Here is a 23,867-nt window from a genome sequence, read left to right as displayed (position 1 = left end):
GGGGGAAAAGGGGGAAGTATTAAAATAGTGTTAAATGAAAAAACTAAAAAATAATTGTAAAGATAACACCGTTTTTTAGATTTTTAACACTAAGCATCGCGTTGTTTTTTTCGATAATCATCTTACTCATATAAAGTCCCAAACCACTACTAGACTCTTTGGTCGTAAAATAAGGATCAAAAATTTTAGCAATAATTTTTTCATCAATACAACCTGCATTATTTTCAATCGTTATAACGGGAATTCCATTTTCTAAAAAAGCGGTGATTTTAATGTGTCTATCGTTGATATTATGGGTCAAAAAAGCCTCTTTGGCGTTGTTCATGATATTAATGAGTACTTGCACGATCTCATTTGCATGCCCAGCTCGTGTAAAATTATCTTGAATGTCTATACTTACATCAATCACATACTTTTCAAGCGATGCGCTTAACAGTTTTTTCGATTGATGAATCACCTCTTGTGCGCTAAACTCCTTTTTAGTAGTATTTGGGACAAAGAAATTTTTAAAATCATCAATGGTATGAGACATAAAAGCAAGCTGTTCATTGGCTTCGGCTATCTTTTGTGTGAGCTTCTCTTTGGTGAGTTTATCCCTATCGCTGTGGAGTTCCAGATTGATCAAGATAGCCCCAATTTGCGCCAAGGGTTGTCGCCATTGATGCGAAATATTGCCGATCATTTCACCCATAGAAGCCAATCGGTTTTGGCTCATCATGAGCATATTGGTATTCTCTTTGAGCCGTAAATCATTTTTGTAAATTTTATAGATAAATAAGATAAAAATGACAAAGACAATAAACATAACAGAGCCACCCACCACAAACTCTTTAATATGGTAGGTTAAGATGCTGTAAACGGGGATTTTTAATGAAAGCATCGCGATTACATCCCCAACTTTACTCTCAAAAGTAGGAATATGATGATACTGATCCATCATTGCTTTAGGAGCGTTTGTTGTCGTATGGCACTGCAAACAGGACTCTTGGCTGTTGCGAATTGGAAGTCCTACGAAAAAGTAGGCTTTATTGTCCTCTTTAATAATGCTTGAAAACTCTTTGGTTGTACCCTCTTTTAATGTTTCCAAAATCTCATTTTCAAACGTATTTCCCACGTGATCAGGGTTTAAAGGATTGGTGGCAACCAATTTGTATCTATAGTTAATGGTATTTCGAGCAAGCTGGATATTGTAAATCTCACGCGTAATATAAGACGATGATAAAAGCCTTGGATCAAAAAAATCTTCCACAAGCATTTTTTTTGCTTTCAACTCTTCAATGAGAGGTCTTTGCACAGTCGAGACATAATCACGAATCGCATTCATCGTGTCTAAGATATAAATACCCTCTTGCCTCGCATCTTTCATGGCAAGTTCTCGGTAAAAATTGAAAAACAGTAACGTTATGACCGCATAAAGTAGTACAAAAAATGCGATGATAACCTTGAAATTATATTTCACACAGATACCCAACACCGTAAAGGTTTTTGATAAAGTTATTATCTATTTTTTTGCGAAGCTCTTTAACAATGGACTTTAGTGCCTCTTTGCTAGGCTGTTCAAACTCCCACATGTAATCAAAAAGCTGTTCATAGGTAACCGTTTGATTGGGGCGTTTTAAGAAGTACTCTAAAAGTCTGCTTTCGCTCTTGGAAAGATGAATGACTTCTGATTGATGGAAAATAGTCTTTTTACAAAAATCATACTTACACTCAGATGTTATTTGAAACAAAGGGGTATGCCCCATTATCTCTAACGCCACATCTTCTAACGCCTTAATAAGCATGCTTTTATCATAAGGTTTTACCAAATAACGTGTGATTTTAAGTTCAACTGCCCGCCATAAATACTCTTGTTCCGTATGGGCTGAAAGAATAATAATAGGTACTTTTTTATCAAACTCACGGATTCTTTTCACCACTTCAAGCCCATCAATGTGGGGAATGGAGATGTCAAGCATAATGACATCGTAAAGATTGCTTTTGGCTTCATCTAGCGCTTCTAAACCATCTTTTACCCCAACAACTTTGCCAAAAAAAAGCTCTAATGACTCCATAATATTGTTCAAAATGCACGCTTCATCTTCGACACAAAGCACTTTTTTGTTTGACAATACATCCAAAAGATTGCATTCGCTCATAGTGTTAACCCAGTTTTAAATAATTGATGTTGCGGCATGTATGCTAACGCAACCAAGCTTATTAAATAATTTTTTCATTATTTTTCAAGAAGGCAAAAGAGAGAAAGGTTACTAAAATTCTAGAATTTCAGCGATTAACCATGTGATAGCAAGCAGATCGGCACTGCCTCCAGGCGAGAGGTTTTTGTGAGTCATATCAGCATCAAATTTTTCTAAAAGCGTATCTAAATTTTCCATCTTAGCTTTTACATGTAAGAGTTTATGCGCTTCTGTTTTAGCATAATGCAATCCCTCTATACCACCCCTCGACCAAAGCGTACTATCATCTAAAATAGAAATGAGTAAAAGCAGTGTTTTTTTAAGCGCTACTTCCTCACCTTCTAGAACTTTTTGTTGGCGAAAAAAAGGAAGTGCATTTTCAAAAACCGTTGAAAAACCACTCTGCGCGATGCCGCGAATGCCAGCACTTCCCGTTTCATAAAAAAACCGCGCTCCTGCACTGTTTGGCTTTACATGTAAAAGATCTTCTTCGACCAAATTGTGACAAAGGGAGCGCATTTGCGTTTGTAAACTTTTACATGTAACGTTCTGTTTGCTTTCTTTAAGGCGACCAAGAGCACCGCATAAAACCGCCAAGCAGAAGATCATTCCTTTGTGGGTGTTCACCCCTTGGGTTGCTTCAAACATCGCTTTTTCACACGCGATGCCAATCTGGCGAAGCCTCACAAAACTTTGCTTTGGGTCTTCATGCGCGTACGCTTTGGCACTTCGCACAAAATCCGCAATAAAAGGCTTAATGGCGCCAATGCTTGCATAAAAAGTCTGAATATCCATGTCGTGATGCGCACCACTGTTTGAGCAATCAACAAGACCAGGTTTTGGGGTGAGCTCCACTTCGGTTTTCATCGCGCGCTCACACCATAAAGCGATAGACTGGGCAAAAGCATGTTCATCGACCATCTTCTTTATCTGCGCCGTTAACTCCGCATACGAATGTTTTTGCTCTCTTGCGCAACGATGCGCCTCTTCTTCGCAGATGAGACATCGACGCTTTGCGAGTCCTAGTTCATGGCGAGAGAGAATGTTGCCTGTAAAATCCAGCACATCAATATCCATCAAACGCCCCAAGGGATGGCTGTTTTCAATCTTACATGTAAGCGCTTTAAGTGCGTTGGCATCACTTTTACATGTAAAGAGAGATTCTGCGCCTGTGGGAGCTATTTTGGACTCACAAAAGAGTAATTCAACGCCTTCTTGTTTTAACACAGAGACAATACTTTGATGTGCGCACTCATGCACAACCACCGCTTCATGCGAGAGTTTGATGGCACTTGGAATGTTAATGGAAAGAGAAATAAGAGAAGCTTTGGGGAAGCGGCTTAAAAGCTCTTTTTGCTTGAAAGCACGCTCCTCCTTCGCTTTTAAAATAGCATCAAGCGTCGTTGGTTTGCCTATCATTTACGCGAGTTGTCTCACCACGTCAATGATTGAGCCATCACGGTAACGAATCACCGCAACCACTTTGTCTGTATATTTAAGTTCAGCAGGCTCGCCACACAACGCAATCGCCCGCTCATAAAGTTCTTGCATCTCGACAATTTGAAGCCCAGCTTTTTTCAATCGCTCTTTAAGCTCTATATTTTTAGGATTGACCGCGATACCTTGATCGGTGACAACGACATCCACGCTACAACCAGGTGTGACGATGGTATTGACTCTTTTCGTCACCGTTGGAATGCGTCCACGTGTAAGTGGGGCTACGATGATGGAAAGCTTTGCGTCCGCGGCTGTGTCACTGTGTCCGCCAGAAGCGCCTCTAAGGAGTCCTTTTGAGCCAGTGATGACGTTAACGTTGAAGTCAAGGTCAACCTCAAGAGCACTTAAAACAACAATATCAAGTTGTTTGGTTGCAGCACCTTTTGAGCTTGGATTGGCGTATTCGTTCGCACTAATTTCGATATGGTTTTTATTTTCACCAAGCGATTTAGCGGCAAATTCATCAAAACTCTGAACGTCCAAAAGTGTTTTAATAAGACCACGTTTGAGCATATAGACCATTGTGCCGGTAATGCCTCCTAGTCCAAAGCTAGCCGTAATGCCTTTTTCTTCCATCTTTTCGCTTAAATAAACCGTTGTCGCCAAAGAAGCCCCACCTGAGCCGGTTTGAATGCTAAAGCCCTCTTTAAAAAGACCCGAATGTTCGATGAGTTTGGCTGTATGGCTGGCAAGCAAAAGCTCTTTTGGATTGGTCGTCATACGCGTTTCACCTGCGCCAATTTTTGAAGGATCGCCCACCTCATCGACAACAACCACCGCATCAACTTGATCTTGATGGAGGCTTGCAGGAACGTTGGGGTACTCTTCTAAAGATTCGGTCAGAACAATGACATAATCTGCGTATTGCGCATCAATCTTCGCGTAGCCAAGAGAACCGCATTTTGAACGACCAGAATAACCATTGGCATTACCAAATGCGTCGCATACAGGCACACCTAAAAACGCAACATCTATTTTGAGCTCGCCTGTTTGTAGCAGATGCACACGTCCGCCGTGCGAGTGAATTTGTACCGGTTTTTCCATGAGTCCCTTAGAGATCGCATCGCCCAATTTACTGCGAAGTCCTGAAGTATAGATCTGTGTCACAACGCCATTTTTGATATGCTCGATCACAGGGTCATGCACGGAAGCTAAAGAACTAGAAGCCAAAGTCAGGTTTTTAAAGCCCATTTTAGCGATAACATTCATCACATTGTTGATCAGCAGATCGCCTCCACGAAACGCATGGTGAAACGAAATGGTCATACCATCTTTTAGTCCTGAGCGTTTGATGGCGTCTTCAATGCTTTCGCACAGCTTTGTTCTACGGTCTTCGCCTTTAACTTTTTCTTTACATGTAAAAAAAGGCGCATTGACAGAGGTTAAATTTTCAGTTTTAAACTGTTTTTGCATATCTTTCATTGATCTTCTCCTAAAACACCAGACGCACGTGCTAAATCCATAATCCACTCCGCTCTTAAAATAACAGGAGCATCCACCATTTTACCATCTAAAGAGATAACACCTAGTCCTCGCTCTTTCGCATCTTTGGCGGCTTCTAAGACTTCTATTGCCCAGTTAATGTCTTTTTTGCTTGGCGCAAAAGCATTGTGAAGCCATGGGATTTGTGTTGGATTAATCAAAGATTTTCCATCAAAACCAAGCCCCTTGATGTATTCAACTTCGTGCATAAAACCCTCTTTGTCTTTAACATCGGAAAAGACAGAGTCAAATGCGCCGATTTTTGCCGCGCGCGCCGCAAGTAAGATTTGGTTACGTGCCGCCATCAGCTCATTTCCCTCTTTGGTGCGTTGCGTATGAAGGTCACGCACAAAGTCTTCCGCACCCAAAGCAATACCCATCAAACGTTTAGAACACCTCGCAATATCCACGGCATTGACCACGCCAAGAGCACTCTCTATGGCTGCCAAAAGCATCGTCTTTTTTCCGTGCCCTAGGCGATTTTCAATGTCTGCGATCTCTTGCTCCATCTCTAAAACATCATCAACCGTATCGGTTTTTGGAAGGCGAATAATATCCACACCTGCTCGTATCACCGCTTCTAAGTCCAAAAGACCAAAAGGCGAATTAAGAGGGTTAACGCGCACTGCTGTTTCGATGTTTTTGTACGTAAAATGCTGTAGCGCATGAAAAACCATCATACGTGCCGAGTCTTTTTCGCTCAGTGCTACAGAGTCTTCAAGGTCAAACATCACGGTATCGGGTTTATAGATAAAGGCATTGCACACCATGCCCGTGTTAGAGCCTGGTACAAAGAGCATACTTCTTCGTAGTTTTTGTTTCATGATAACACACTCCAATCAGGTTTAACATCGCCAGAAGCTCTTAAAATAGCCGTTTGAACACGCGCCTTAATCACATAGTCTAAAGCTCCTTTGTCTTGAACAAGCAGTTTAATGCCATCAACATTCATCGCTTTAGCCGTTTCTAAAATCAGTGCTCTTATCGCATCGCCATAAATCTCTTCGACACTACTCTCTAATTCTATGACGATTCCTTTTTCATCCATCGGAATCACGCGAACAAACGCATCGCTCGACTCCAATGTTCCTGCGTGCGCAGTCTCTAATTTTTTGCTCATTTTACTTCCTCTTTAGACATCATTTTCTCAATCAACGCATACGTTACAGGAGGAACCAGCGGTATGATCTCTTCCAAACGATTTTGCTGCATCAATTTTCTGACTCTCGAAGCCGAAATTGGCTCACCACCGTACTCAATGCGTCCTAACTCCACCACCTCAATAGGGGGAAACTCACTAGGGCGTGTGAGCAGTTTTTTCATCTGTTGATTATACTCATTTGTCACGGCACATAAAGGTTCAACGCCCACAAAACGGTGCGTAATGCCCAATTGTGGAGCGAGATGATTTCTAAAGATGTTAAGATCAAGCTCGGTATAGAGCGAGTCGATCTGGCGTTTATCCTTAATAAAATAGGTCGGAAACGTCGCTTTAGAGATAATATAGTCCGAACCCTCATGTATCGTGAGGTTTTCAAGATCTTCCAAGCCTTCACAAATAAGGCGATAGCGATCTTTAAAAGTAAAAAAGGAAGCATCTTCCTTCACCACAAACAGATGCACCCAATGCGAGTTTGCACACGCTTGTTCCACCAAATAGCGATGTCCTAAGGTAAAAGGATTGCAGTTCATGACAATGCTGCCTACTACATCACCACTATGTTTATACTTACGCAATCTTTTTTTATACAGATCGATATTATAGCTGTTCTCCATCAAAATGACTTGATGATTTGCTTGCTCAATATACTTAAACCCGCACGACTCAAAAACCTCCTCGTAATCTGGTTTGGTAAATAAAAACAGATCATGTCTGCCTTCTCTAAATGCCACTTTTAGCAACTCACTCATCAGACTAAGCGCCAAACCCTCGCCTCTTACTGACTCATCAATCGCAATATTTTTAAGCACCTTCCCACTAAGCCCGCCACAAGCAACAATGCGATCATCTTCTTTGGCGACCACAAAAATTTCCACATCCTCTGACATTTCCAGATCAACACTCTGTAAAAAATCCCTTACTTTTTGCCGCCGCACACTGCTCGTACTTGGCACTTCAGAGAAGAGAAAACTCATCGATCCTCTTTTTTTCGAAGGTATCTTACAAACATAGGAGCGACACTCATCACCAGCAACATTCGCACAATGTGATGAAGCGCTACATAAGGCAAGTTTGCCCCTACAATGATGGCTATTAGATTCATCTCAGACTGACCACCTGGTGAAAAGGCCAGTAAAATAGACAGAAGCGGAAACTCCGTTATATACGCAACCACAGTAACAAAGAACGTGGACACAAGCATTAAGACAATGTAATACCCAAATGTCTGCCCCAAAACTTTGGTGATTTCCTTATAGGTAACGCCCACAAAGACAAAACCAATAGTTGAGCCTAAAATCAATTGGATCAATTTTAAAATTTCATTGGGAGGGCGTGAATGCACAAGTCCTGAACCATAGACAAGTGCGCCTAAAATCATAGGCCCTATCATTGTGCCGCCAGGAATTTTGAGTTTTAGCGCTCCCCACCAACCAGTCGCTGCACACACGATTAAAATAAGCATATCATGAGGATCACTGTTTAAAAAAGGCTGCGTAATACCGGCTCTTCCATCCAGCGAAATATGAGAGATGTATTGAATCACAAAAGGGAGTGTAAAAACGATAAACAAAAGTCTTGCGGATTGGGTGAGCGTGACTTTATAGACATTCGCACCCATCGCTTCAGCAAGGGTTACCATCTCCAAAAGCCCTCCTGGCATAGAGCTAAAATAAGCACTCATTTTATCAAATTTGAGCCACTTCCAATAGTACAGCATTCCGCAAAATGTCACCAAAATAACAAACGGCAAAATCAGAACCAGACTGGAGATATAATCACCTAAATAGTGCAAGATCGTAGGGTTAAAAGCACTCCCAATGGTAATACCAAGAACAGCTCTTGCAGGAGCGGAAAATACTTTAGGGGAACGAAGGGGAATTTTGGGGAAACGACTCGCAATGGCAATGGCTACAATAGCACCCAAAAGCCATGGCAATGGTACTTTGATAAACGAGAAAAGTATGGCTCCCAAACTACCTATAAAAAGTGATGCTATTACAGGTAAGAAGCCTTTAAACCATTGCATTTAACATCCATTAAATGATCTTTGTAAGTCATGACAATGATACCTTTTTTTTCATTAAGAACAACTAAGACAATGGAAGCTCAAATGTGGCTAATTATGGGCATTTTGTGCATAATATGCTTAAAATTATGTTATATTTTGAAACGCAAAAATAGTTTCTTATCAAGAGAGACAAAGAGGAATCATAACCCTATGCAGACATTCAAAAAATTATCTTTCGCCAACGAAGGATTATTGCTTAAATTACTCCTATTTTCAACCTTACTTGTTTTAGTAACCTTACTTACTTTTAGCCTTTTTTTGGGACATATTTTAAAAGAGATCATGGAAGAGCAGATAGGTCAACGAGCCCTTGCCATTTCAAAGACCATCTCTTTAATGCCTGAAGTTATCGAATTGGTGGAACAAAAAGACCCAGAGAGTCGTTTGATGCGTATTATTAATCCACTTCAAGCCTCTATTGATGCGAGGTTTATTGTCATTGGCGATAAAAATTCTATTCGCTTTACCCACCCAACAAAGGAGCTTGTTGGAGAGTCTATGATGGGTGAAGACAACAGAAAAGCACTTGAGGAAGGACTCTACTACACCTCAAAAGCCACAGGAACACTAGGCCCTTCCATCCGAGGAAAATCTCCTATTTTTGGAAAAAATGGCGACATTATTGGCGTTGTCTCGGTGGGGTATTTGGAAGAGAACATCCAAGAGATCATTTCAGAGCGGTATCACCAGTTTCTTATCTATCTCTATGGTGCAATGTTTTTAACTGTTATCATGGCGTTTATCCTTTCACGAAAAATCAAAAACTCACTCTTAGGCTATGAACCCCGTGAAATCAGCCGCCTTTTCCTTGAAAAAGATGCAATTTTAAATGCTGTCAAAGAGGCGATCATCGCGACCAACACCCAAGGTGAAATAACACTTTGTAACGAAGTAGCGCAAAGTTATTTTCATCTGGACGAAAACACCAAACATCCGCCTCTTACTTTGCAAAAATACCTTTTTACATGTAACGAGATGAAAGATGTCCCCCTTGAGGTCGATGGTGTTGATTATGTCTGTAATTTTTCACCTGTCACACATGAAAGTAAGACCGTTGGCATGGTCGCAAGTTGTCGAAAAAAAGAGGAGATGGATGCGCTCGTGTGGGAGTTAACCCGTGTTAAACAGTACTCAGAGAGGCTTAGAGAGAAAAAACATGAATTCTCTAACCTTCTGCACCTCATCTCTGGGCACATTCAAATCGGCGAATACGACAAAGCTATTGCTCTCATTAGTGAAAACCATCTACCCGATGAAAAAATTATCGAGCAGTTTCAAAGTGTTATTCATGATCCACTTGTCGCTTCAATTTTTATTGGGAAATACTACTTCGCCTTTGACAAAGGGGTTAAAATTATTCTGGATGAAAACAGTTTTCTTCAAGAAAACATTGATCCTTCCATCTCCAAACATCTTTTAACCATTTTGGGCAATATCATCAACAATGCCATCGATGCCGCTGAGATATCAGAGAAAAAAGAGGTCACACTCTTTGTCACCGATATTGGTAATGACCTGATTTTTGAAATAGAAGACTCTGGTTTGGGAATTGATGAGACACTGCAAGAAAAAATCTTTGAGAAAGGCTTCACCACTAAAGGTGAACTTCACAGCGGGTACGGTCTCTTTTTTGTGAAAAGCACCTTAGAGTGGCTAGGGGGATTTGTCTCCTTTGGCAAAGGAAAATATGGTACTATTGCGAGCATTCATATTCCTAAAGGAAGCCATAATGATTAAAGTTTTGATTGCTGAAGACGATCCAAGAATCGCGCTTTTACACCAAAGCATGGTTGAAAAAATAGCCAACTTTGAAGTGGTTGCCATCGCAAACAGCATCAGCGAACTTAAAGAGTATATCGGATTCATGAGCCCTGATTTGCTTCTTTTAGATGTCTATTTTCCCGATGGTAATGGAATTGATTTTTTAAGCTGGATGCGAAGCAATGCTCTCCACACCGATGTTATCCTCATTACCGCCGCGAAAGAGATGGCATCATTAGAAAAGTCTTTACGGTATGGCGTTTTTGACTATCTTATTAAGCCCATTATGTTTTACCGATTTCAATCCTCTTTGCAAAAATTTTATGACTACAAAGAGAAGGTCATCTCCCAAGAGGAGCTTTCACAGAGCAAAGTCGATGCTTTGTTTAACAAAACGCTACCTTCGGAAAAACCTTTACATGTAGGATTGCCAAAAGGCGTTGATGGCATTACGCTAGAGAAAATTTTAAGTGCCTTACATCAAAGTGAATCTTTTTTTTCTGCAAGCGAAATCGCTGAAACACTAGGCATTAACCGTACAACTGCACGTAGATATTTGGAGTATTTGGTTTCAGAACACAAAGTGGAAGTAGACTCACTGTATGGCTCAGTAGGTCGCCCTGAGCGTAAATACAAGCTCAAGACGACGGAGTAAATATTTATTTATCGCATTGCCAGCATAACTGGAGCACTGAGCCCTAACAATGCAACGATAAATATAGTTCCAAAGATAAAACCAAGCTTCCAAAAATCTTTACCTGTAATATAACCTGCACCATAATAAAGAGGCGCTGGACCTGTGGCATACGGCGTAATAACACCCATAATACCGTGTGTCATAGCAAGAAGTAGTGCAAATTCTTTGATTGGCATTCCAGGCACACTCATACCAACAGCAAGCATAACCGGCATCATTGCTGTCGCATGCGGTGTTGTACTGGCAAACATATAATGTGAGAAGAAATAAATTGCTACAAGAACATACATTGCAACAATCGGTGAAAATCCTTGCATGTAAGACGCTACGCCATTGTCAAACCAATGAATAAAGCCCGTGCGTGAAAGACCCTCTGCCATTGAAACGAGAAAAGCGAGTAAGATAATAGTGTTCCAAGCCGTTTTATTGCCCGCAATGTCGTCCCATTTTACAATTTTAAGGATGATCATAAAGGTAATAGCAACAAGAGCTACTGTGGTTGCATTGATAATGGCTGCGCCAAATATCCAAAACAAAATCGCTGTAAAAACAATGAGCCCAAGCATGATTTCATTCAGTGTAATCTTGCCCATTTTTTCCAACTCACTCGCCGCCCATTGAGGCACAGCATCACCTTCTTTAATTTCTGGAGGATAGACCCAATAAATCAAGAGTGGAAGTAAAAGTAACATCACGATACCAAAAGGTGCGGCAGCAAAAAACCAGTCTGTCCACGAAATCTCAACCTTCGTAATTTTTTTGATAATCTCGACACACAACAAGTTGGGAGCCAAAGCCGTCAAAAACATTGAGCTTGTAACCGCTGTTGTTGCAAAAGCAACCCACATAACATACCCACCTATTTTTCGCGATGATGGATCGTTTGGTTTTGAGTCATACAAAGGTGGTAAATTGCGCACAATTGGGAAAATAATTCCTCCGCTTCGTGCGGTATTGGAAGAGGTAAACGGTGCAATAAGGGCATCAGAGAGCATGACTGCGTAACCAAGAAGAAGCGTTCTTCGCCCCATCAGTTTAACCAACACCAAAGCGATACGTCGCCCTAGTCCTGATTTTTCATAGCCAAGCGCAAAGGTGAAGGCTGCAAACACAAGCCAAACTGTTGTACTGCTCCAGCCCGTCAGCATCCATTTAATCGCTTGCTCTGGCGCTTTGAATTTCGGGTTGGCGAGTTCTTTCGCACTGAAAAGTACCCACGGGGCAAAAACGGTAACAATGGTCGCACCCATAAGACCAACCGCTGCAAAGGTGAAGGACTCCATAACAAGTGCCGCTATGGTTCCTGCAAAAATAGCAAAAAAATACCAAGCATGTTGCTCAAGTCCAGAAGGCGTTGGAGACAGAGCAATACCAAGAGTAACGAAAATCGGTAACAAGGATATCCATCGAAATTTCGAAGCATTTTCCATTTTATTCACTCTCCTTTAGCTGTAATAAGACATATCGTAGCACTTTTAGGAACACCTAAGCAATATAAAAGACATTTGTTGTTTTATTGGTATTTTGGCTATTTTGTGCATACTGTTTAATGCTACTTTTTGTTACACAACCTCTTTAAAAGCACTCAAATTAAGCCTATTTTTTTAAGTTATGTTTCTAAATAATTTTATAAAAACTAATTTAATTTATGGGGCTCTTAATTCAAATAGGATTAAAGAATATCGCGTTATACTAAACATTAGCGTGACTCAAAAGGTTTACCAATGATGAGAAGATGGGTTCTTTTTTTTCTAACGTTAATGTGTACACTGCTTTTTTCCCCTATCTCTGGACTTGCCTCCTCTTTAGACGAAAATTCTTCCCCCAAACGAACACTCCTATACAGCCAAAGTTCATGGGAACCTCTTGTGTTTATACAAAACCAGCATATCAGTGGCATGATCGCAGATTATCTGCATCTCTTAGAAAACAAAACGGGGCTTGAGTTTACCTATAGCTTTCGTGAAAATTGGAGTACCGTCATCCAAGATTACGATGCTGGTGCCTTTGAAATCATTCCCGGCTTGATTTCTCTTGATGTTTCCCCTCATGAGATAACCACCAGACCCTTTTTAAAATTTAACCTTGTATTAGCAGGACTTAAATCAAATAATCTCATCACCGACCTTGCTGAAGTGAAACAACAAGACCTGCTCGTTGCCGTAGGTGCAGACTCATCCGTACAGCACTATTTACAACGCTACTATCCAAGTATTAGAACCTATGTGGTGCAAACAACGCAAGAGGGGCTGATTGCTATTGAGCATAAAAAGGCAGATCTTTTTTTGGAGATGGCGCCTATTATAGGCTATGCCCTGCAAAATAGTGGGCTTTCAAACATCAAGATAGTCGGTATCTTAAAAGATCAATTGGAACTTGTTATGGCACTCAAAGATGCCTCACTGTTGTCAAAAATCAATCAAGGCATCGATACAATCAGTGAAGAAGAAAAAGACGCGTTATATAAAAAATATATCAAAGTTGAAATCCAAGAAAAGATAGACTACACCTTAATCATGAAGATTGTTGGGATTGGGTTTTTAATTGTGCTTGGGTTTAGCTTGTGGCTTATGACACTAAAACGAGAAATAAAAAAACGAAAACTCGCAGAAGCTGAAGTCATACTTACCAATAAGCAACTACAAAAAACGGCGGAAGAGCTCAAAATTGCCATGACAAAAACAGCCTATGCACACCAAGCCAAAAGCCAATTTCTTGCCAATATGAGCCATGAAATTCGCACACCTATGAACACGATTATCGGAATGACCGAACTTATTTTACGTAAGGAATTGCCCGAAAAAGAGCGCCATTACCTTACCAAAGTCGCTGAGGCAGCGCACCATCTTTTAGACATCATCAACGATATTTTGGATTTTTCGAAAATTGAAGCCAATAAAATTCAACTCGAATCCATTCCCTTTCAACTCGAAGAGCTCATTGTTTCGGCAACCGATCTTATCAGTATGCGCGCACAACAAAAAGGGTTGGAACTACTGATTGATATTGGCAATGTGACAGCCCATCGTTATAATGGCGATCCATTGCGTCTCAAGCAAGTTCTACTCAATCTTCTAGCCAATGCCGTCAAATTCACTACAAAAGGGGAAGTGCTCATACGTCTTAAAGCGCTAGATGAGCATAACGGCATTCAAAAAATTCGCTTTGAAATCAAAGATACGGGCATTGGTATTACAGAAGAACAGCAAGCGTACCTTTTTAATGCTTTCTCACAAGCCGATATGTCAACCACCCGCAATTATGGAGGTACGGGCTTAGGTCTTACCATTGCACAAGGGTTAGTCATGATGATGGGAGGCGACCTCCAATGTAAAAGTACGTATGGCGAAGGCAGTACCTTTTGGTTTGAAATTCCTTTGCATATTGACACCACCTATACAGCACCCGTCAAGACATTGTTAACACGTGCCCTCAAAGTTTTAGTTGTCGATGACAACGAAACAGCACTCGAAATTTTCTCCGAAATCCTCTCTCATTTTGGGGTTGGATGCGTTACATGTAAAAGCGCTAAAGACGCACTAGAACTCTTAAACAAGGGGTTTCAAGCCGACGTTGCCATTATTGACTGGAAAATGGAAGGGATGGATGGCATCACTCTCTTCCAACTGATTGAGCAACGTTTTGAACATCAAATTGCCTCGATTATGATGGTGACCGCTTATGATAAAGAGGAGTTGACTGCCAAAATTGGGCTCAACCAACCTTATGCCATATTGGTTAAACCTATCACCGCCTCAACGCTTTTTGATACATTGATTGGTCTGTATGGGCACACACGCTTGGTCGATCCTTTGCATCATGCGCATGACACTCAAATGATTCAATCACTTGAAGGCATTACCGTTCTGCTCGTAGAAGATAATGAAAGCAATCAAGAAGTAGCCTGTGAAATTCTAAACAAAGCTGGCATTCATGTTTTGGTTACCAATAATGGGCAAGAAGCGCTTGATTGGCTTAAACAAAACCCTTTGCCTGATCTGATTTTGATGGATTGCCAAATGCCTATTTTAGATGGTTTTGAAGCGACCCACAAAATAAGAGAAGAGCTCAATTTAACACTTCCAATCGTTGCAATGACGGCTAATGTTATGAAAGGCGATGAAGAGAAATGTTATGCTGCTGGAATGGATGGGTATATTCCTAAGCCTGTGGATGCACAAAAACTCCTTCATGAGATTGCACATTTTTGCCATAAAACAGTATCTGTGATCGCACCTTCCTCTGAGACTTTTGCGCTTGAGGGCATTAATAGTCTCAATGCCATTGCACGACTGGGAGGCAATGTAAAACTCTATCGCCAATTACTCAAAGCCTTTGCGAAAGATCAAGTACATTTTATACAAAAGTATCGAAACCTTGTCGTTGAAAATGATTTACAAGGGGCAAAACGACTGTGTCATACCTTAAAAGGAATTGCGGGAACCCTTGGAATGGAAGAGCTCTCTTCATTAGCGGGGCAAGCCGAACTTTTGGTTCATCCTATTGCCAATGATGCTCCATTGCTTGAAGCTATTGACATAAAAATTCGCTCTTTAAGTGCTATTATTCAAGCGCTTTCGGCACAACCCGAGCCTTTTACCACAGCCTCAAACATAGACCTTGAAACGCTACAAAACCTTATCATAAAACTCAAAAGTTCTGATGCGACCGCACTTGATGATGCTATGATCCTGATACAAGCGACGGATGGGCGATTATTGGAAGCTTTTGAGCAGATAAAAGCATTTGAGTTTGACTACGCCATAAGCCTTATAGAACCGCTTCTTCAAGAAATTTCACACAAAAAGGCAGACTAACTACTATGGAAACAATTCTAATTGTCGATGATACGCCTGAAAACATCATGCTACTGAGTGAAATCCTCAAGCCTTTTTATAAAGTCAAAGTTGCGAACAGTGGAGTAAAAGCTCTAAATCTTATTGCCTCTGGAGACATTCCCGATCTCATCTTGCTCGATATTATGATGCCTATCATGAGTGGTTATGAAGTGTGTAAAAAACTTAAAAACGATCCACTCACACGCAATATCCCCATTATTTTTGTCACCGCTTTAAATGATTATGAAGACGAAGCGGAAGGTCTTGGTATTGGCGCGGTAGATTACATTACAAAACCTGTGCACGCATCCATCGTTTTAGCACGCGTCAATACACAAATTATGCTGCTTCAATACCAAAGAAACCTAGAACAAAAACTCGAAGAACGAACAGAAGAGATCGTGCTTACGCGTATGGAAGTTATCCGCCAACTAGGACGCGCGGCTGAGTACAAAGACAACGAAACAGGCACACATATCTTGCGTATGAGTGCTTATACAAAAATCATTGCTCAGAAAATTGGCTTGGACAATGTTCGAACAGAACTTCTTTTTCTCTCTGCCCCAATGCATGACATTGGTAAAATTGGTACTCCTGATCATATTTTGAAAAAAGAGAGTGCCCTAAGTCCTGAAGAGTGGGCGATCGTCAAAGCTCACCCCATTCATGGTGCAGAGATTATAGGAAAACACCAATCTTCACTGCTTCAAACAGCGCGTATTGTGGCATTGACACATCATGAACGCTATGATGGGACAGGTTATCCTTATGGCATTAAAGGGTATGACATTCCTCTCGCTGGGCGTATTGTTGCCATAGCGGATGTTTTTGATGCCTTAACTTCAAAACGTCCCTACAAAGAGCCTTGGAGTTTAGAACGCGCCGTTGAATATCTCGTTAGCGAAAAAGGGAAGCATTTTGACCCTGAGCTTGTCGACGCCTTTTTAGCGTGTATGGATGAGATCAAAGAGATTATGGCTCAGTTCCAAGATGAGCCGATTGCACTCATCTAAAGCTTTACATGTAAAGATTATTTTTTCAGTGATTGTTGCAGTTGAAGTGCAAAATAAAGTGTAGCAATAACGGTAAGCGCCAATAATGCTAAGAAAAAATGCCAGCCTAAATAGTGATAAAAAACACCCGGTGCAAATGTTCCAATGGTTCCTCCCGCATAGTAAAAGGAGAGATACAGACCATTGGAAATGGCACGCTTTTCATGCGCTAGTTTGCTAATAAGCCCCGAAGCAACCGAGTGAATAATAAAGAAGCCTGCGCAAAAGACAAACATGCCACCAAACATCATCATATAATCATTAACATGAAAAATCTGCAAACCCGCAATGTAAATGAGTATTCCAAAGATAATCGTTCTTGTCTCATTTCCAAAAAGACGGATCATCCATAAAATACGAATGGAGATAATAAAACCGATGATATAGCCCGCGTACATCATACCTACTTTTCCATACCCCATAGAAGAGCTTAGATTTTTAAGCTGAAAAGGAATGAAATTGAGCAGTGCTTGGAATACAAAAAAAATGAAAAACATCATCATATAAATATTAAAAAAAGTTTTGTTCTTGATCACATCCATGATTTGTGAAAGTTTAGGCTTCACAAAGTCCACTTTCACCTCTTCGCTTAAAAAACTAAGTGCTCCAAACATAACGATAAGCGCAATGCCTAAAAGAACAAAAAAGAGTCTCCAACCAAAAAAATCACTGAGCAAGCCCGAAAACAAACGCCCAATAAAACCACCCAAAATGGTCGCACCAATGTAATAGCCTATGGCTTGTTGTACTTTATCTTTAGGCGTTATGAAGCTGATGTAGCTCATCAAAGAGGTGAGAACCGCTGGAATGAGAAGCCCTTGCAATGCCCTTATGGCTAAAAGTACCGGATACGTGTCGCTCCATGAAAAACAAAGTTCCAAAATGCCTAACATCAAGACAGCATTTCTCAAAAAGAGTTTAGACGAAAAAGTCTCTAAGATGTAGCCATAAAAGATCGGTGCGAATCCTAAAGGAAGCATGATGACCGTCGTAAAGATGACCGCCTCAAAACGGCTTAGGCTAAACTCTTTTTCAAAAAGGGGTTGAATAGGCTGTACCGCATACAGAGTACAAAGTGTCAAAATCGTGCAGGTATAAATAATAAGAAGTTGATGGTGGGAAAGAAAATGAACAAGGGAGCTTTCGCCCCCAAGTCTATTTGTCGGAGTCAATCTGAAAATCCCAGAAAAACTCTATCCATTCCGTTGCTTCACGGGCTGCAAAATCAGGGCGAAGCAGCGCTTTTTCTTTGTAAAATACCGAAGCAATTTTAAAATCCACTTCCGGATATTTTTCACCTAAAACACGCTCAATCTCAATCATCGTCTCCCCACTGTCAATGATATCATCAACAATGACAACACGCTTTGCTTTGCTCAAATCTGGGATATTAAAAATATTGATGGTATCAAGCTTGTGTGTCTCTTCATAGTGAATCGAATTGATGGAGTAAAGCGCTCTCATCTCTAAGGCTTCTGCTAAAAAATGACCTAACGTCATACCACCACGAGCAACCGCTAAAATAACATCTGGATTATAGGGCTTGATCTCTTTCGCCAAATGATTGACGTCAACTTTAAATTCTTCATAACTGTAATAACGCAAATTAATGTCCTTCTTGTACGATAAATACGATTAAACTGACAAACGTCAGAAACAAAATACCAAAGTTAATATCTTTAAACTCTTTTTTGATGAGTTTGATCAGTACATACGAGATCAAACCAAATGCCAAACCATTCGTAATTGAAAAGGTTAAAGGCATCATGATTACAATCAAAAAGGTTGAAACCGCAATGGCTGTGTCTTTAAAATTGATATGAGAAAGTTCCCCAAACATCAAAACACCGACCATCACCAAAACAGGATAGATCGCATTTTCAGGAATGGCTTTAAACAAAGGCATCATAAACAGTGTGAGGATAAAACAAAGACCGGTTACCACCGCAGTTAAACCCGTTCTTCCGCCCTCTTCGACACCTGCCGCACTTTCGATAAATGCAGTCGTTGTAGAAACACCTACAACCGCACACATGGTACTTGCCAAGGCATCTACTTCCAATGTTTTTTGAAGCTCTTTTCCATCATCTTTAAACAAACCAGCACGATACCCAACACCCGCAAGAGTCCCCAACGAGTCAAACAAATCGGTAATCAAAAACGTAATAATGACAGGGAAAAGAGAGAGTGTTAATGCCCCTTTAATATCAAGCTCAAAAGCAATGGGACTGACCGAAGCTGGAAGAGAGAAAAACTCTGTTGGATACGGAGCAATACCTGCAATCCATGCCACAATCGCCGTTGTTACTACCGATAAAATGAACGCACCTTTAAGCTTCCATGAATAAAAAGCAAAGACTAAAACAAGCCCTAAAACGCCCAGCAATACACTTGGGTTTTTAAAATTGCCTACACCGACTAAAACCGCAGGATTAGCGATGACCATCCCCATACTTTTTAGCCCAATAAACGCAATAAAAGAACCAATACCCGCACTAATCGCACGTCTCAGATCGGTAGGAACACTACGCATAATCCAAACCCGAAGTGGGGTTAAAGAGAGGATGAGGAAAAGAAGACCTGAGAGGAAAACAACGCCAAGAGCTGTTTGCCAAGGCACTTTCATACCCAAAACCAAACCAAACGTAAAGTATGCATTAAGTCCCATACCAACGCTCATGGCAATAGGCGTATTTGCCCAAAGACCATTGAGAATGGATGAAAAAATAGTGATCAATGCCGTCGCAGTGATCAATGCCTCCATTGGCATACCTGTTTTGCTCATAATAATAGCATTGACAGGTACGATGTACATCATGGTCAAAAATGTCGTAAACCCAGCTGTAAGCTCAGTTTTGACAGTTGTACCATTTTTTTCAAGTTTGAAAAAATCCAAGGTTTATCCTTTGTAAGAAATTAAAGCACCAAGGGTGCGTGGGCTTTCTGCCGAAGAAAACCCAGTGTTAACGTAGTTTTCAAAGCTTTGCTTTGAAAGCGTATCAAGAATTTTGCAAAAATTCATCAATATGCCTTGAGTTCGTTGTATAAACTATCGCGTTCAACCGGTGTAAAGCCACTCGTTTCGATGAGCTCTAAAATACTTTGCAACCCAAGTCCTTTAGCGCTGTTCGCACCCGCAGCCGATTGAATCGCTTCGGCTTCTATGGTGCCATCAAGGTCGTCCGCACCATATTCCATAGCAACAAGAGCGAGATTAATCGTTGACGTCGCCCAGTACGCTTTGATGTGGTTGATGTTGTCGAGCATCAAACGGCTGATGGCAAAGGTTTTGAGAATTTCGGTAGAGCTTAAAAAATCATCTACCTGTAAATAGTTATTGTCACGTTGATAGACAAGAGGAATGAACGCATTAAAACCATTCGTGCGATCTTGTAAGTCACGAAGACGAAGAATATGGTCGATGCGATGTTCACGCTTTTCGACATGCCCAAAAAGCATTGTTGCATTGGATTCACGTCCCCTTTTATGCCACAATTCATGAATCTGCAACCATTCAGTTGAGCTTACTTTACCTTTGCAAACGTACTCACGCACACCTTCATCAAAAATCTCAGCACCACCTCCGGGCATCGAATCCACACCATACTCGATCATCTTATCAATGACCTCATCAAAGCTTAGGTGATACTCCGTTGCCAAAAAATTGATCTCAGCAGCCGTCAACGCCTTTACATGTAAAGAGGGAAAACGCGCTTTAATCTTCGAGAAAATCTCCAAATACCACTCAAGTCCCGTTGCGGGGTTGTGAGCAGAAACCACATGCACTTCGGTAATATGATTGTTTTTAACCGAGTTATCCAAAATAGATAAAATCTCTTCGTGTGTCATTGTGTATGGGTTTGGATTTTTTCGGTTGGCACTAAAAGCGCAAAATTTGCAGATGTCTTTGCAGATGTTGGTAGGGTTAATATGTCGGTTGACATTGAAAAAAACTTTGTTACCGTGAAGATTTCTTCGTCTTTGGTTGGCGTATTTACCCAACGTAAAAAGATCAAGATCGTAGAGCGCTATGCCATCTTCAAGGCTTAGTCGCTCGTTGTTTTCTAACTTTTCGATAAGAGTCATTGCGTTACTTTCAGAAAGAAATAAGAGGAGATTTTAGCAATTTTTTTTATAAAGAGAGGTTAAATGATTTTGCCAATAGCTTGTTTAATGGATGCTGGTGCATTTTTTGAAATATCTATGTAAAATTCTATAGGCTCAACAAGATCAATTTCATCTAAATACTTTTGAGTATCGAGTCTCGTCAGTGCATCATGTAAGTCGTGTAAATCTTGCAGCGTAACGGCACCGGAGTTTAAAAGCTTCTCAAAAATAGAGGCATCATGATAAAGTGCAACACTGAGGTCAATAATATCTCTGGATTTGTTTTGATCTTTTCGATAGACGATTTTCTTCGCCAAAATATCTTCCAAACTTTCAACATAAATACTCTCATGGAAAAAAGCTTGACTATCATCGATGATAGCATGGCCTATAAAATCTTGCGATACTAAAATGTCAATTTTGATATTTTCTTTTGTAAGCAGCCTGATGTGATTGGCGAGGTCAATATACTTTGCAGTATTAAACAAATAAGAGTCTTCCAACCAATGTTTTGGACTCAGGTAACTTAGTATTTGCGGATCGGTCACGAAGAGATCAATATCAAAACTTTTCCGATGTTGAAAATGATAAATCGCTAATGCCGTTCCCCCGCCGAATCGTATCAAAGAGAGATCGTTATGCGGTAGCAATTCTTTGCACTCACTGATGAGATCATTCAGTGCTTTAATTTGCTTAGCATACGTCTCAAGGATGAAAGTATTTGTTTTAGTATCCATCATTGAGCACTTTATTCACTTTTTTCATTGGTATTTTAAAGTGGCTCGCAAAATCTTCTATCTCAACTTTGAGAGCTTCCGTTTTGATAATGTCCAAGGCGTATTTTTCTAGAGGATTTTGGGGAATTTTTCCCATAAGAAGCTTTTTAATATCATGAGCGCCAAGGTGCTTATTCTCATTGCCAATAGAGGTATTAACCGTTGATACGAGCATATCGTAAGCTGTTGCTGATTTGTATAAGTTTAAGATAGATTCTTTATCGACGTTCGTCAAAAAATCAGCGAGTACTTTTTTGGAATGACCCTCTTTTTTCCATTCATTTAACGTAGATTGAGGAACACCAAAGATAGAAGCGATTTCTTTTGCTTTCACTGGAGGCTCCTTTTTTATTAAAATTATACGATTATCGTACTTTTTTGTCAATAATTATCTCGCAATTTGCCACTTCTCAATGTAATGCAAAGATGTAAAAGTTTTTATGGTTGTGTCTTCAAGAGGGCTTTTACATCAAAGTCACATGCTTTTTCAGTCCAATCAGCCGGTCCACTCCCGTAGACGCCTCCGCTTAAAGCCATATTGTAATCACGATAAGCCTTTACCCTTGCTTTGGTATTGTACATTGCTTTTTTAGTGAACTCTACGCGTTCTGCAATATCTATACCCTTATCCATTAGATACATACTACAATCGCCTACTCGTTGTATTTTCTTTTGAGAGGCTATGGCAGATCCTACGGGATCATGAAGCATCTCTTGATGCGCTCTTGCCTGGAAGAGCATTAGTTCTGCTTGTACAGGTTTAGTATAGGTGGTTAATATTTTTCTCTCAACATCATCTCTAACACCATTGTGATTACTGTCTATTCCCAAGAGGGTTGCATTATTTATTTTTGGATCAGGCTCAGGAGGGAGAATGTGCCCATTGATGATTTCTGGCTCATTAGCATAAGCGCTCACGCTTATTATCACTACAAAGATACTTAAAATAGTTCGTAACATGATTGACCTTTTTTATAAAATCAAAGGCATGAGGAAGAATACATTTTTACCTATACTCTTCCATTCCAATAATCTTTACATGTAATCCTCAGGCTTATAATTGGCGACCACAAAATCAATGTCTTTATCACCTCTTCCACTGAGATTCACCAAGATGGACTCATACGGTTTTTCTTTGGCGAGTTTCATAGCAAATGCCACAGCATGGGCACTTTCAAGGGCTGGGATGATGCCTTCATAATGGCTAAGATCGTAAAAGGCTTGAATGGTTTCTGCATCATTAGCAATGCCCACTTTTGTACGAGCAATCGAATTGAGATAAGCGTGTTCAGGTCCAACGGATGGGTAGTCTAAGCCACTTGCCACGGAATGAACGGCTGCTGGCTCGCCTTTGTCATTTTTAAGCATAATGGAGTTAAAACCATGCAATATACCTTCACTTCCATAAGTTAAGCTTGCCGCATGCTCACCCAGCTTTGTCCCTTTACCACCGGGTTCGACGCCGTACATTTCACATGGATCGTCAATGAAGGCAGAGAAAAGTCCCATAGCGTTACTACCGCCACCGACACAGGCGACCAAGTTGTCAGGAAGGTTTCCTGTCATCTCTAAAAATTGCTCTCTAGCTTCAATGCCTACGACACTTTGAAAGTCACGTACCATTTTAGGAAAAGGGTGCGGCCCTACGACAGAGCCGATGCAATAAATGCTGTTTTCGGGATCTTTAAGGTAAGCCTCAAACGCTGAATCTACCGCTTCTTTAAGGGTACGAGCGCCAAAACTCACAGGTACCACTTTTGCACCTAAAACACGCATACGAACCACGTTTGGATGCTCTTTAGCGATGTCAACTTCACCCATGTGAATCTCGCATTCTAAGCCAAAGTACGCCGCTGCAGTAGCCAGTGCCACGCCGTGTTGCCCAGCTCCCGTTTCAGCGATAAGTTTTTTCTTGCCTAAATATTTGGCTAAAAGAGCTTCGCCCATACAATGGTTGAGCTTGTGTGCTCCCGTGTGATTCAAATCTTCACGCTTAAGGTAAATACGTGCCCCTCCTACATGTTCACTAAGACGTTTGGCATAATACACCGGTGTGGGACGACCTTGATAATGTTTGCGAATATCGCGAAGTTCTCGAATGAAATTGTGCGAATTGCCGATGGTCAAGTACGCCTCTTCAATCTTTTTAAACTGCTCTACAAGCTCTGGTGGTAAAAACGCTCCACCAAATTTTCCAAAGTAACCATTCGCGTCAGGGAAAGCTCTTAGATAGGGTTTTTGCATCATTTT

Annotated in this window: 21 protein-coding genes; 4 read left to right on the top strand and 17 right to left on the bottom strand. The window is 40.7% G+C overall.

Features of this window, described 5'->3' with window-relative positions; translation table 11 throughout:
- Positions 1 to 43: 43 nt before the first annotated feature.
- The 8 genes from N0B29_RS11155 to N0B29_RS11120 all read right to left on the bottom strand — a co-directional run bounded on the left by N0B29_RS11155 (position 44) and on the right by N0B29_RS11120 (position 8,344).
- The gene (locus tag N0B29_RS11155; protein ID WP_263833805.1) at positions 44 to 1,459 is read right to left on the bottom strand and encodes an ATP-binding protein; all 1,416 of its coding nucleotides are present in this window, start codon (positions 1,457 to 1,459) and stop codon (positions 44 to 46) included.
- Positions 1,449 to 2,138 carry a response regulator transcription factor gene (locus tag N0B29_RS11150; protein WP_263833804.1) on the bottom strand — a complete coding sequence of 230 codons (690 nt, stop codon included), beginning with the start codon at positions 2,136 to 2,138 and terminating at the stop codon, positions 1,449 to 1,451. The genes N0B29_RS11155 and N0B29_RS11150 overlap by 11 nt, the downstream gene beginning before the upstream one ends.
- Before the next feature lie 111 nt (positions 2,139 to 2,249).
- Positions 2,250 to 3,596, bottom strand: a complete 1,347-nt coding sequence (gene citG / locus N0B29_RS11145; RefSeq protein WP_263833803.1) for a triphosphoribosyl-dephospho-CoA synthase CitG — start codon at positions 3,594 to 3,596, stop codon at positions 2,250 to 2,252.
- Positions 3,597 to 5,096 carry a citrate lyase subunit alpha gene (gene citF / locus N0B29_RS11140; protein WP_263833802.1) on the bottom strand — a complete coding sequence of 500 codons (1,500 nt, stop codon included), beginning with the start codon at positions 5,094 to 5,096 and terminating at the stop codon, positions 3,597 to 3,599. It lies immediately after the preceding gene.
- Complete coding sequence (locus N0B29_RS11135) at positions 5,093 to 5,980, bottom strand: aldolase/citrate lyase family protein (protein WP_263833801.1); 888 nt, start codon at positions 5,978 to 5,980, stop codon at positions 5,093 to 5,095. The genes citF and N0B29_RS11135 overlap by 4 nt, the downstream gene beginning before the upstream one ends.
- Positions 5,977 to 6,276, bottom strand: coding sequence for a citrate lyase acyl carrier protein (gene citD / locus N0B29_RS11130; protein WP_263833800.1), 300 nt, complete (start codon positions 6,274 to 6,276; stop codon positions 5,977 to 5,979). The genes N0B29_RS11135 and citD overlap by 4 nt, the downstream gene beginning before the upstream one ends.
- A complete protein-coding gene (gene citC, locus N0B29_RS11125) occupies positions 6,273 to 7,292 on the bottom strand; it encodes a [citrate (pro-3S)-lyase] ligase (RefSeq protein WP_263833799.1) in 1,020 nt (339 codons plus the stop codon). The genes citD and citC overlap by 4 nt, the downstream gene beginning before the upstream one ends.
- The gene (locus N0B29_RS11120) at positions 7,289 to 8,344 is read right to left on the bottom strand and encodes an AbrB family transcriptional regulator (RefSeq protein ID WP_263833798.1); all 1,056 of its coding nucleotides are present in this window, start codon (positions 8,342 to 8,344) and stop codon (positions 7,289 to 7,291) included. Before N0B29_RS11120 ends, citC begins: the two co-directional genes overlap by 4 nt.
- A 324-nt stretch (positions 8,345 to 8,668) precedes the next feature.
- Between N0B29_RS11120 and N0B29_RS11115 the strand changes: the two genes are divergently transcribed.
- Complete coding sequence (locus N0B29_RS11115; protein ID WP_263833797.1) at positions 8,669 to 10,123, top strand: ATP-binding protein; 1,455 nt, start codon at positions 8,669 to 8,671, stop codon at positions 10,121 to 10,123.
- Positions 10,116 to 10,802: a response regulator gene (locus N0B29_RS11110; RefSeq protein ID WP_263833796.1), complete on the top strand. Its 687-nt coding sequence runs from the start codon at positions 10,116 to 10,118 to the stop codon at positions 10,800 to 10,802. The genes N0B29_RS11115 and N0B29_RS11110 overlap by 8 nt, the downstream gene beginning before the upstream one ends.
- Before the next feature lie 8 nt (positions 10,803 to 10,810).
- Here the strand turns inward: N0B29_RS11110 and N0B29_RS11105 are convergent, their stop codons facing one another.
- On the bottom strand, positions 10,811 to 12,274 hold the full coding sequence (locus tag N0B29_RS11105; protein WP_263833795.1) for an anion permease: 1,464 nt from the start codon (positions 12,272 to 12,274) through the stop codon (positions 10,811 to 10,813).
- 294 nt (positions 12,275 to 12,568) lie between these two features.
- Here N0B29_RS11105 and N0B29_RS11100 point away from each other — a divergent pair, with 294 nt between their 5' ends.
- Together N0B29_RS11100 and N0B29_RS11095 are read left to right on the top strand one after the other, a co-directional pair.
- Positions 12,569 to 15,661 (top strand): hybrid sensor histidine kinase/response regulator, encoded by a 3,093-nt coding sequence (locus N0B29_RS11100; RefSeq protein WP_263833794.1) that lies wholly within the window; start codon positions 12,569 to 12,571, stop codon positions 15,659 to 15,661.
- 5 nt (positions 15,662 to 15,666) lie between these two features.
- The gene (locus N0B29_RS11095; protein WP_263833793.1) at positions 15,667 to 16,695 is read left to right on the top strand and encodes a response regulator; all 1,029 of its coding nucleotides are present in this window, start codon (positions 15,667 to 15,669) and stop codon (positions 16,693 to 16,695) included.
- A gap of 17 nt (positions 16,696 to 16,712) precedes the next feature.
- On the opposite strand, the gene N0B29_RS11090 is transcribed toward N0B29_RS11095, so the two are convergent.
- From N0B29_RS11090 to trpB, 8 genes are all read right to left on the bottom strand, one after another.
- Positions 16,713 to 17,906, bottom strand: a complete 1,194-nt coding sequence (locus N0B29_RS11090) for an MFS transporter (protein ID WP_263833792.1) — start codon at positions 17,904 to 17,906, stop codon at positions 16,713 to 16,715.
- Positions 17,890 to 18,339, bottom strand: a complete 450-nt coding sequence (locus N0B29_RS11085) for a phosphoribosyltransferase (RefSeq protein ID WP_263833791.1) — start codon at positions 18,337 to 18,339, stop codon at positions 17,890 to 17,892. Before N0B29_RS11085 ends, N0B29_RS11090 begins: the two co-directional genes overlap by 17 nt.
- Position 18,340: 1 nt before the next feature.
- Entirely contained in the window at positions 18,341 to 19,630 is a 1,290-nt protein-coding gene (locus N0B29_RS11080) for an NCS2 family permease (RefSeq protein ID WP_263833790.1), read from the bottom strand.
- Positions 19,631 to 19,755: 125 nt separating this feature from the next.
- Positions 19,756 to 20,820, bottom strand: coding sequence for an aminofutalosine synthase MqnE (gene mqnE, locus N0B29_RS11075; RefSeq protein WP_263833789.1), 1,065 nt, complete (start codon positions 20,818 to 20,820; stop codon positions 19,756 to 19,758).
- A 59-nt stretch (positions 20,821 to 20,879) separates the two neighbouring features.
- Entirely contained in the window at positions 20,880 to 21,581 is a 702-nt protein-coding gene (locus N0B29_RS11070) for a nucleotidyl transferase AbiEii/AbiGii toxin family protein (RefSeq protein WP_263833788.1), read from the bottom strand.
- Positions 21,568 to 21,951 carry a hypothetical protein gene (locus tag N0B29_RS11065; RefSeq protein WP_263833787.1) on the bottom strand — a complete coding sequence of 128 codons (384 nt, stop codon included), beginning with the start codon at positions 21,949 to 21,951 and terminating at the stop codon, positions 21,568 to 21,570. The genes N0B29_RS11070 and N0B29_RS11065 overlap by 14 nt, the downstream gene beginning before the upstream one ends.
- 104 nt (positions 21,952 to 22,055) lie before the next feature.
- Positions 22,056 to 22,577 carry an Rpn family recombination-promoting nuclease/putative transposase gene (locus N0B29_RS11060; RefSeq protein ID WP_263833786.1) on the bottom strand — a complete coding sequence of 174 codons (522 nt, stop codon included), beginning with the start codon at positions 22,575 to 22,577 and terminating at the stop codon, positions 22,056 to 22,058.
- Positions 22,578 to 22,652: 75 nt separating this feature from the next.
- Positions 22,653 to 23,861, bottom strand: a complete 1,209-nt coding sequence (gene trpB / locus N0B29_RS11055; RefSeq protein WP_263833824.1) for a tryptophan synthase subunit beta — start codon at positions 23,859 to 23,861, stop codon at positions 22,653 to 22,655.
- Positions 23,862 to 23,867 lie beyond the last annotated feature (6 nt).

Source organism: Sulfurospirillum oryzae (genome assembly GCF_025770725.1).
GTDB lineage: Bacteria > Campylobacterota > Campylobacteria > Campylobacterales > Sulfurospirillaceae > Sulfurospirillum > Sulfurospirillum oryzae.
The sequence above is the reverse complement of the archived record's forward strand: the minus strand, read 5'-3'. Positions and strand labels throughout refer to the sequence as shown.